General features: G+C 70.9%; 7 protein-coding genes. 2 read left to right on the plus strand and 5 right to left on the minus strand.

The features are described from left to right. Positions 1 to 51: 51 nt before the first annotated feature. From ACFRCR_RS12255 to ACFRCR_RS12275, 5 genes are all read right to left on the minus strand, one after another. The gene (locus tag ACFRCR_RS12255; protein WP_377677848.1) at positions 52 to 3570 is read right to left on the minus strand and encodes an Ig-like domain-containing protein; all 3519 of its coding nucleotides are present in this window, start codon (positions 3568 to 3570) and stop codon (positions 52 to 54) included. A gap of 169 nt (positions 3571 to 3739) precedes the next feature. After that, positions 3740 to 5794, minus strand: coding sequence for a beta-galactosidase (locus tag ACFRCR_RS12260; RefSeq protein ID WP_377677850.1), 2055 nt, complete (start codon positions 5792 to 5794; stop codon positions 3740 to 3742). Positions 5795 to 5879: 85 nt separating this feature from the next. Then, entirely contained in the window at positions 5880 to 7220 is a 1341-nt protein-coding gene (locus ACFRCR_RS12265) for an ABC transporter substrate-binding protein (protein WP_377677851.1), read from the minus strand. Between the two features lie 88 nt (positions 7221 to 7308). Next, positions 7309 to 8235, minus strand: a complete 927-nt coding sequence (locus tag ACFRCR_RS12270; protein ID WP_377677852.1) for a carbohydrate ABC transporter permease — start codon at positions 8233 to 8235, stop codon at positions 7309 to 7311. Positions 8236 to 8238: 3 nt separating this feature from the next. Next, positions 8239 to 9177, minus strand: a complete 939-nt coding sequence (locus tag ACFRCR_RS12275) for a carbohydrate ABC transporter permease (RefSeq protein WP_377677854.1) — start codon at positions 9175 to 9177, stop codon at positions 8239 to 8241. A gap of 235 nt (positions 9178 to 9412) precedes the next feature. Here ACFRCR_RS12275 and ACFRCR_RS12280 point away from each other — a divergent pair, with 235 nt between their 5' ends. Beyond that, complete coding sequence (locus ACFRCR_RS12280) at positions 9413 to 10444, plus strand: LacI family DNA-binding transcriptional regulator (protein ID WP_377677855.1); 1032 nt, start codon at positions 9413 to 9415, stop codon at positions 10442 to 10444. Positions 10445 to 10573: 129 nt separating this feature from the next. Next, positions 10574 to 10954: an SHOCT domain-containing protein gene (locus tag ACFRCR_RS12285; RefSeq protein WP_377677857.1), complete on the plus strand. Its 381-nt coding sequence runs from the start codon at positions 10574 to 10576 to the stop codon at positions 10952 to 10954. Positions 10955 to 11064: the final 110 nt, after the last annotated feature.

Below are 11064 nucleotides of genomic sequence, written 5' to 3' on the forward strand. Positions count from 1 at the left end.
CCCCGGCAGGAGGGCGCGCCGTCTGCTGTGGGTGACGGTGGGCGGGACGGCTCAGCAGGTGGCCGGCTGGTAGGCGACCTGCTGGGTGGAGGCCACGCCGCCCTCGCGGGTAGCGGTGACGGTGACGGAGCCGGCGGCCAGGATCTGGGCGCGGGCCGAGAACGTCTGGCTCGCCGACTTCCCGGGCGCGACGTCCCGGAAGGTCTTCGTGCCCAGCGGGGTCGTGACCACGACGTCGAGCACGGTCCCGCCAGTGTTGACGGCCCGCACGACGAGGGTCGCGGTCCGCCCCGTGCACTGTGCACGCACGGTCGGCTCCACCCCCGGGTCGGCCTGGGTCACGAGCTCGATCGTCGTCGTCGACACGGTCCCGTCCTCGGCGGTCACGGCGACCGAGGCGGTTCCCGGGGTCGCCCCCGCCTGCGTCACGGCGACCGTCGCGTAGGGGTCGACCGCGACCGCGGCGACGACGGGCGTCACGCCGGCCTCGGCCGGTACCTGGTAGGAGGTCGTCGCGGGGTCGAACCCGGCGACGGCCTCGCCGTCGACCGTCAGGCCCGACAGCGTCGCGTCGGAGGACGTGCCCGGGGCCTTGGCGAGCACCTGCACCTCGCTCACGACCATGTGGGTGTCGGGACGCGCGGTCATGACGACCCGCACGGCCGAGGTACGCACGTCCACGGGGACGTCGACCACGGGGGCACGGCTCGTGTCGCCGCTGACCGCGACCGAGGCGCTCACGTCCTTCCAGGTGCCGTCGACCAGGGCCTGGACCCGCAGGCTCTGAGCCCAGCTCGCGGTCGAGCCGTCACGGTAGAAGGTCGTGACGACGTGCGTGACGTCGCGGTCCGCGGGCAGCGTGACCGTGAGGGTGTCGGCGGTGTTCTTGCCCGAGGACTTCCAGTTGGACCACGCCTTGTCGGTCGTGATGCCGTTGACGATCCCGGAGGCCGAGTATCCCGGCTCGGTGAAGCTCGCCGACGCGGTCGTACCGGGAGGGGACGTGGCTCCTTCGTCGACGGCGGACGTGACCTGGACGCGGACCGTCGCGGGCAGGGTCTCGCCCAGCCCGGAGTCGGCCGTCCCGGCGAGCTCGACGACCCCGACCTCGGTGAACGCGCCGGTGGGCGCAGCCTCCCAGGTCACGGGCCGCTCGACCTGCCGGCCGCCCGCGGTGACCGCGGGGACCGTGGCTGGCAGGACGGGCGTGCCGCCCGCGTACGCCTTGGCGCGAGCGGGCAGCGTCGCGGTCAGGGTGTCGACCACGACCTCTGCCGTGGCGGTCACGGGACCCCCGGGGGTCGTGACGGTGCCCTGGACCTCGACGGTCCCGGCCGTGGCCCAGGCAGACTCGGCCGGGAGGTCCCACGTCACGGGCAGGGTCCCGCGGGCGCCGTCGCGGTAGACGGGCACGACCGTGGTCGGCAGGGTAGGTACGGTCCCCGGCACGGTGAACGCCTCGACCGGCGTCGTGCCGACCACGGTCTCGTCGGTCAGGCGCCAGCGCTGGTTCTGGCCCGAGTTGGCGGTGTAGGTGGAGACCGGGGCGCCGTCGGTCGTGGACTGGCCGCCGACCTCCAGGACGCGCCCGCTCGCGGCATTGACGAACGTGTACGTCCGGTCGCCGGTCGTGGACAGGATCCACTGCGCGGTCGTGGCGGGCTGCGCCGTCGGCTCGACCAGGACGACGGTCCCGTCGGCGACCACGCCGAGCTGCTTGCCGTTCGCTGCGGACGTCACGGCGTAGCGGGTCGTGTGCGACCCGGAGCCCTCGGGGGCGCCGAGCGGTGTGAGGTCCCACACTTGGGTCGAGGCGGCCGTGTCGTCCGTGCGGATCACTACGCCCGGGCCGCTCGCCGCGGGGGCGAGGGACTTGCCGGACTGGACGCCCTGGAGACGGTACACGTGGCCGTCCTGGATCAGGGCGGCATCGTCCGCGACCCCCGAGACGCCGTCGACCACGAAGGTCGTGACGGACTCGGCCGGGACCGTGAGCGTGGCGGCTCCCGACTCGACGGCGACCGGGGAACCCTCGGCAAGAGCGCCTGCGGTGCTCGTGACGAACGGTGTCACGGTCGCGCCCGCCGCGATGCTGCCGAAGCCCGACAGGTCGAGCGTGACGGCGCGCTCCGAGGTCGTGCTGTTGACGTGGACCACGGTGGCCGCGTCGCCCGAGGCCGCCACCGCTGCCGTGCTGTTCGTGTCGTCCACGCCGACCAGGTGGTCACCGGGAGCGATGAAGTGCGTGAAGTTCTGCGTCGTCAGGTACTTGGTGTTGGTGTAAATGGGGCACGTCTCGAGCGTGTCCTCGGCGGTGCAGTCGAACGGGATCTGGATCTCGCCCCAGTTCATGCCCTCAGCGCTCTCGCCGCCCGGAGCCATGTTGGTGTAGTCCTCGACGGGCTGCCAGAACACCCACGCCGAGGGCTCGAGCTCGCGCAGGTCGTCGGCGATGTGCTGCGCGCTGCCGAGCCCCGACTCCATGCTCTCGAAGTCCTGCCCGGTGCTGCTCCAGGACCCGCCGACCTCGCTCATCCACAGGCGCTTGCCCTCGCCCTTGGCGACGTCGCGCACCGCGGTGCGCTGGCCCGTGCCGTACGTGTGGACGTTGAGCTGGTCGACCTTGGCCCTGACGTCGGCCGGGTACGTGTTCCAGTTGGCCGTGAACGTCCCCGGGTTCGTCTCGTCCATGGCGGCGATCCCGGCCGAGGTGTCGGCCCCCTCGAGCGCGGCCTCGAGCGCCCTGATGACCTTCTGCTGGAGCGCCGGACCCATGTGGGCGCCCTCCTGGCGCCCGCCCGTCGGCTTGCCCGAGGAGTCGAGCGTGGTCCGCCAGTAGTTGGTGTTGGGCTCGTTGAACGGGTCGATCGTGCCGACCTCGATCCCGTGGGCCTTCTCGAGCCGTTCCGTCACGCCGACCATGTACGCCGCGAAGTCGTCGATGCTCTCGGTCTTGAGCTGGTCGTCGGTCGCGTTGAAGCTGCCCGAGACGTAGCCGTTGGGCGTCATGAAGTAGGGCGGGGAGTTGCTGAACGTCTCCCACGTGTCGACGTCGTCCTTGATGCGGTCGACCCACCAGCGCTGGGTCGCGTCGGCATCCTCGTTCCAGTCCGCCGGGTCCTCGGGGTCCCACCAGTCGACGTCGGTGCGGGTCGTGCCCTCGGGCGCGTTCCACCACCCCTCGACCGCGCCGCCCGCGCGGAGGTAGTCCGTGACGTCGGGCGCGTGCCCGCCGCCCACGTTGTAGCGCGCGATGTTGAGGTTGAGCCCCTCGTCACCGAACACCATGTCCGCGAGCCTGTCGCGGACCTCGTCGGGGTAGTCGCCCGTGGCGTTCGCGAACCAGACCAGGCTCGTCCCCCAGCCCTCGAACTCCTTGCCGGCGTAGCTCGGGTCGGGGCGCACGGTCACGCCGGGTACAGCGGCGGCGCCCGTGTCTGCGGCCACGCCCGCGGCGAGCACACCGCCCGACGGCGCCGCCTGGGCCGCGGCGCTCAACGCACCACAGCTCAGGGTCACGGCGGCGACGCTCAGTGCGGCGACCCACCTTCTCGATGCTCCTGCGTTCATCCTTGAACTGCCTCTCTCTCGCTACTCTGCGGATCTGGCGACGTGCACGCCACGGGCCGGCACGTGCCGCGCGGGCAGGTGCCGGTCCGTGGACGCGGGAGGGACGGTGGTGCTGGTCCTGTGGCGCGGGGTGCGGTTCTCGTCGGGTGGGCGGTGGTGGGTCCGGCGGTCAGTCCTTAAGGCGGCGCAGGACCGCGACGCCGCGGGGCGGCAGGACGACCGTGCCGTCCGGTGCTCCGCCCGAGCGGCGGCCGACGAGCACGTCCCCCGCGACGCCGTCGACGTCCACCTGCTCCCCCGTACGGTTGATGAGGAACCAGAACTCGTGCTCGGCCGTGCCGCGGACCGCGAGCTCGACCCTGCCGCGCACCGCGCCGGGCAGCTCACCCGGGACGTGCGCGTCGTCGAGGAGCGAGCGCACGAGCGGTTCGAGGCCCGTGCCGAGACGCGTCGAGACGTAGGTCGCCGAGCCCGACCCGACGGGGCGACGCGTGATGGCCGGGCGCCCGCCCTGCTCGCCGGTCTTGTACCAGGAGAGGACCTCGACCGACGGGTCGGTGACCGTGATCGGCTCGGACCACAGCGAGCCCTCGTTGCCGTCGTCGAGCAGGACGGTCTCGTTCTCGAGCAGCGGCGCGAACTCCTCGACCCGGATGCCCAGGAGATCCGTGAACGCGCCGGGGTAGCCGCCCAGGTGGATGTGGTCGTGCTCGTCGACGATCCCCGAGAAGTACGTCGTGATCAGGTGACCGCCGCCCTCGACGAACCCCTGGAGCCGTTCGGCGAGCGCGCCCGGGACGACGTGCAGCACGGGGGCGACGACGACGTCGTACCCGGAGAGGTCCGCCCGGGCCGGGACGACGTCGGCGCGCACGCCCGCGGCGAGGAACGCCGAGTACCAGTCGAGGGCCTCCTGGCGGTACCGCAGGGAGTTGTTGGGGTGCGAGTCGAGCTCGCTCGTCCACCAGGACTCCCAGTCGAAGAGGATCGCGGCACGCGCGGGGACCTGCTCCGAGCCCGCGATCTCGGCGAGCGCTCCGAGGGTCGCTCCGAGCTCGCGCACCGTCCGGTGCACCTCGGAGTCCTCGCCCGCGTGCGGGACCATGCCCGAGTGGTACTTCTCGGCGCCCGCGCGGGACTGGCGCCACTGGAAGAAGCAGACCGCGTCGGCGCCGTGCGCGACGTGGGTCAGGGAGTCACGGACCAGCTCGCCCGGCTTCTTGGCGACGTTGATCGGCTGCCAGTTCACGGCGCTCGTCGAGTGCTCCATGAGGAACCAGGGCAGGCCGCCCGCGATGTGGCCCGTGAGGTTCGCGGAGAACGACAGCTCGTCGTGCGCCTGGACCCCCGGCAGGACGTAGTGGTCGTTGGACACGAAGTCGATCTCGTCGGCCCAGTCGACGTAGTCCATGCCCTTCGTCTCGCCCATGACCATGAAGTTCGTGGTCACGGGGACGTCCGGGGTCAGGTCGCGCAGGACGTCGCGCTCGGCGCGCAGGTACGACCTGAGCGCGTCGGACGAGAAGCGCTTGAAGTCGAGCTGCTGCGTCGGGTTGGGGTGCGACGCCGCGAGGCGCGGCGGCAGGACCTGGTCCCACGCGCTGTAGCGCTGCGACCAGAACGCGGTGCCCCACGCGTGGTTGAGCTCGTCGAGCGGGCCGTAGCGCTCGCGCAGCCAGTCACGGAACGCGCCGGCAGCGTCGTCGCTGTAGTCGTAGACGTTGTGGCAGCCCAGCTCGTTCGACACGTGCCACGCGGCCAGCGCCGGGTGGCCCCCGTAGCGCTGGGCCATGGTGCGCACGAGCCGCAGAGCGTGCTCGCGGAACACGGGGGAGGTGGGACGCCAGTGCTGGCGCGCGCCGGGCCACAGGGTCTCGCCGGTCGCGGTCACGGGCAGGATCTCGGGATGCGCCGTCGTGAGCCACGGGGGAGGGGACGCGGTCGCGGTCGCGAGGTCCACCGCTATGCCGTTCGCGTGCAGCAGGTCCATGATCTCGTCGAGCCAGGCGAAGTCCCAGGTGTCGGCCGTCGGCTGGAGCCGCGCCCAGGAGAAGATCGCGACCGAGACGATGTTGACCCCGGCGGCCCGCATGAGCCGCACGTCCTCGGCCCACACCTCGCGGGGCCACTGCTCCGGGTTGTAGTCCGCTCCGAAGCCGAGCCGCGGCGTCGCGCGGTCCTCGGGCCACCGCAGCCAGCGGTGCGGCGTGGGGGTCGATGACATGGTGACTTCCTTCGTTCTGGTGCGTGGGGGCGGGGCCGCCCCGGGGGCGGGTGCCGGCCGGAGGTCGGCCGGCACCCGTGCGGGACTACTTGTTGACCGAGAAGCCCTGCTCGTTGCCGTACTTGACCGACGCGTCCTGCCACGCCGCGAGGCCGCCGGCGATGGTCTCGTCCGAGACGTACGCCTGGCCGACGGTGTCGTTGAAGATGCTGTTCGCGTAGACCTGGAAGGGCAGGTACGACCAGCCCTCGCGCACGTTCTCCGCCGACTCCGCGAAGACCTCGTTGACCTTCTGGCCGCCGAAGTAGGGGAACTCGGTGCCGAGGAACTCGTCCGAGGCCAGCTCGGCGGACGTCGCGGGGAAGGCGCCACCGTCGACGCGCGTCTGCACGCCTTCCGCGACGTTCGCGTAGTCGAGGAAGGCGTAGGCGAGCGCCTGCTTCGTGCTCGCGGCCGGGACGGCGAGCGAGCTGCCGCCGTTCTCGGCGCTCGCGTTCTCCCCGGCCTTCCACTGCGGCAGGGGGGCGACCGCCCACTTGCCCGCGCCGTCGGGCACGCCCGACTCGAGGTTGGCGGGCATCCAGGCGCCGATCGCGAGGGTCGCGATGGTCCCGTTGCCGAGGCCCTGGTACCACTCGTCGCTCCACGAGCTGATGGGTGCGACGAGGTCCTCGGAGACGAGCTGGTCCCACGTGGTGGCGAACGCCGTCGAACCCTCGTCCGTGAAGTCGATCGTGACGTCCGAGCCGTCGACCTGGTACGGCTGGCCGCCGGCCTGCCAGATCAGGCTCGTCGTGAAGCCTGCGTCGCCCGTGTCGTTGGCGATGTAGAGGTTAGGGTCGGCGGCGTGCAGGGTGCGTGCCGCGGCGAGGTACTCGTCCCACGTCGTGGGGACCGCGACGCCGTGCTTGTCGAAGATCTCCTTGTTGTAGAACAGGGCCATGGGGCCCGAGTCCATGGGGAGGCCGTAGATCCCGTCGCCGGAGTGCACTGCGGACCACGGGCCCGGCGTGAACGTCCCGTCGAGGTCGGAGGCCCCGTACGCGCTCAGGTCGGCCACCGCGTCCGACAGGGCGAACTGCGGCAGGGCGTAGTACTCGATCTGGGCGACGTCGGGCACGCCCGAGCCGGCCGAGACGGCGTTCTGGAGGGCGGTGTACTGGTCGTTGCCGGTCCCCGCGTTGACGAGCTCGACGTCGACGTTCGGGTACTTGTCCTCGAAGCCCTCGACGACCGCCTCGAGCGTGGGCTCCCAGGCCCAGACCGTCAGCTTGCCGCCTTCCTCGAGGGCTGCCTTGACCGCGTCGGGCGAGGCGTCGGCCGAGCCGCTGCCCGAGTCGCCCGAGCTGCAGGCGGTGAGGGCGAGGGCCAGGGTCGCGGTGAGGGCGGTGGCGCGCAGCGTCGCGCGCCCGGAGGGGGTCTTCATGAGGTGTTCCTTTCACGTCGTCGTGAGACGAGGGGGCCGTCCCGGGGACCCGGGTCGGGGTGGTGCAGGGGTGTTCGTGCCGGGCTCGTCAGGCCTTGACGCTGCCGGCGGACAGGCCGGTCTGCCAGAAGCGCTGGAGGAAGAGGAAAGCCACGATGAGCGGCAGGATCGTCAGGAGCGCGCCCGTGATGACGAGGTGGAAGATCGCCTCGCCGCCTGCGGTGGCGGCCTGCGCGTTCCAGGCGTTGAGCCCGAGCGTCAGGGGGTACCAGCTCGGGTCCTTGAGCATGATCAGCGGCAGGAAGTAGTTGTTCCAGGTCGCGACCATGGTGAAGAGCAGGACGGTGACGATGCCGGGGCCGAGCAGGGGCAGCGAGACGCTGAAGAACGTCCGGTACTCCCCGGCGCCGTCCATGCGGGCGGCCTCGAGCATCTCGGTGGGGATCGCGTCGGCCGCGAAGGTCCACATCAGGTAGAGCCCGAACGGCGAGATGAGCGAGGGGATGATGACCGACCACGGGGTGTTGGTCAGTCCCATCTGGCTGAACAGGAGAAAGGTCGGGACCGCGAGGGCGGTGCCCGGGACGGCCACGGCGCCGATCACGACCGCGAAGATCGCACGCTTGCCGGGGAAGTCGAACTTGGCGAGCGCGTAGCCGCCGAGCACGGCGAGGAACGTCGCGCCACCCGCGCCGAGCACCACGTACAGCAGGGTGTTCCCGAGCCAGCGGACGAAGATGCCGTCGTCGTAGGTGAGGGTGTCGGCGATGTTGCGGAAAAGGCTGAAGTCGCCGCTGAACCAGAGGCCGAACGAGCTCAGGAGGCTCGACTGGGTCTTGGTGGCGTTGATGACGAGCCAGACGAGCGGGACGAGGCTGTAGACCAGCACGATCCCGACGAGGACGGTCAGCAGGACGTTGCGGCGCGGCTTCTCGACGCTGCCGCGCCGGTCCGGGCGGAGCGCGGAGGGCGAGCGGCGGCTCGCGGGGCGCAGGGTCACGGGGGAGGCGGACATCGTTCAGCTCTCCTTCTTCATGCCACGCAGCTGGACGACGTACGCCACGATCATGGTGAGGACGCCCATGATGATCGCGACGGTCGCGGAGTAGTTGAACTGCTGCCCGGAGAACGACAGGTTGTAGGCGTAGAGGTTCGGGGTGAAGTAGGTCGTGATCGCGTTGGGCGCGAGGCTCTTGAGGATGCTGGGCTCGTTGAAGAGCTGGAAGCTGCCGATGATCGAGAAGATCGTCGCGACGACGAGCGAGCCGCGGATCGCGGGGATCTTGATCGCGGTGATGACGCGGAGCTGGCTCGCGCCGTCGAGCTCTGCGGCCTCGTACAGGTCGCGCGGGATGACGCGCAGCGCGGCGTAGAAGATGAGCATGTTGTAGCCCACGAACTCCCACGTGACGATGTTGCCGATCGACGCGAGCACGAGGTCGGGTGACAGCGGGTTGGGCAGCGAGATCCCGAACGCGTCGTTGATGTTGCCGACGAGCCCGAACCGCGTGCCGTACATGAACCCCCACATGAGGGTCGCGACGACGGCCGGCACCGCGTAGGGCAGGAAGATCGAGATGCGGAAGAAGCTGCTCCCGTAGAGCCGTCCGGAGTCGACCGCGAGGGCCACGATCAGCGCGATGACGAGCATGATCGGGACCTGGACGACGAGGAACAGGGAGACGCGGCCCACGGCCGACCAGAACTGCGGGTCGGAGAAGGCCTGCTGGTAGTTCTCCAGCCCGACGAACGAGTTCCCGCCGATCATCTGCTTGCGGAAGAGGCTGAGGTAGATCGAGTAGGCGATCGGCGCGAGGAAGACCAGCGCGAAGACGAGCATGAAGGGGCCGATGAAGCCCCAGCCCTTCCATGACCGCCCGGTACGGCGGGGGCGGTGTGGTCGGGCGCCGGCGGGCGCACCGGTGGGCGTGGCCGTCGGTGGTGACATCACTGTCATGACGAGTCCTTGCTGGTCTCGGCGGATCGAACGCTGTTGTTCGACGTCCTGGTGCGGATCAACTCTGTCCCGAGGAGGTTTACGCAAACATCCGAACGAACCTCGATGGATGTTTGCGTAAACATCGACTAGCCTGATCGTCACACCCGTTCGGCGGGCGCGTCAAGTCCGCAGGCGGAGAAGCTTCGGGCGAGCGTCGGGGCCGAGGGTGCGGATCCCAGGAGGAAGCAGCCCGATGACGACGAACACCCCGAAGCGGGTACGCCGCGCCTCGATGGCCGACGTCGCGAAGCTCGCGGGAGTCTCCGCGCAGACCGTCTCGCGCGTGTCGAACGGTCACGCTGGGGTCGTGGAGGAGACCCGCCGGCAGGTCCTCGACGCCATGAAGCAGCTCGGCTACCGGCCCAACGGTGCCGCCCGCGCCCTCAAGTGGGGCGAGTTCCGGACCATCGGCGTCATCATGTTCACCCTCTCGACGACCGGGAACATGCGCACGCTCGACGCGATCTCGGTCGCGGCCGCCGAGGAGGGGTACGCGATCACCCTCATCCCGGTCGCGGTCCCCACGCCCGGTGGCGTCGAGGGGGCGTTCTCGCGGCTCGGAGAGCTCGCGGTCGACGCCGTCATCATCGTCATGGAGGTGCACCTCCTGGGCCGCTCGCACATCGCCCTCCCGCCGGGCATCCCGGTCGTGGTCGTCGATTCCGACGCGGGCTCCGAGTACGTCGTGGTCGACACCGACCAGGCGGCCGGGGCGCGCAGCGCCGTCGACCACCTCCTGGGCCTGGGGCACCGCACCGTGTGGCACGTCGCCGGTCCCGAGGACTCGTTCGCGTCGCAGCGACGCGTGGACGCCTGGCAGGGGGCGCTCACGGACGCCGGACGGGACGTGCCCCCGCTCATCCGGGGCGACTGGAGCGCCGAGTCCGGCTACCGGGCGGGCCTCCTGCTCGCGGACGAGCCGGGGTGCACGGCCGTCTTCGCCGCGAACGACCAGATGGCGCTCGGCATCCTGCGGGCGCTGCGCGAGAGGGGCCGCGACGTGCCGGGGGACGTGAGCGTCGTCGGGTTCGACGACGTGCCCGACTCCGGGTCCTACAGCCCGCCCCTGACCACGGTCCACCAGGACTTCACGCAGGTCGGCCGCCGGTGCGTGGACGGAGTGCTGCGGCAGGTGCGGTCCGACGACGGCGCCCCCGAGCCCGGCACGACGCTCGTCCCCACGACCCTGATGGTCCGCAGCAGCACCGCCCCGCCGCGCGTGTGAGGATCGCGCATCAGGGGCGCTTCCCCCGGAACCCGCCCGTTTCGCCGCGCGCATCGTGACGCCCGTCACTAACCTGACCTCAGCGTCTCGCGCTCGCGAGCGCCGGAGATCGTCGAACGGGGCTTCACCATGGAATTCTGGGACTTCTTCTGGCTTCTGATCTGGTGGTTCGTCTTCATCGCGTACCTGATGGTGCTCTTCCAGATCCTGACCGACCTGTTCCGCGACCACACGCTCAGCGGCTGGTGGAAGGCGCTGTGGATCGTGGGTCTGGTCTTCATCCCGTTCCTCACGGCGCTGATCTACATCATCGCCCGCGGCAGGGGCATGACGGAGCGGCACCTCGCGGCGGCCAGCGCGGCCAAGGCGCAGGCCGACTCCTACATCCGGGAGGTCGCGACGGGCGGGCAGTCCGCGACCGACCAGATCGCCACGGCCAAGGCTCTCCTCGACGCGGGCACCATCACGCCCGACGAGTTCGCGTCGCTCAAGGCCAAGGCGCTCGCCTGAGCCTGGTCCTTCCCCACGCCCGACGGCGGAGCTCGCCGCTCCCGTCGGCTCACCCCGTGAGCAGGTGGGCGTCGCGCGGGTCGATCGTCAGCAGGGGCCCAGGCGTTCGC

Source organism: Oerskovia sp. NPDC056781 (assembly GCF_042789955.1).
GTDB classification, from domain to species: Bacteria; Actinomycetota; Actinomycetes; order Actinomycetales; family Cellulomonadaceae; genus Oerskovia; species Oerskovia rustica.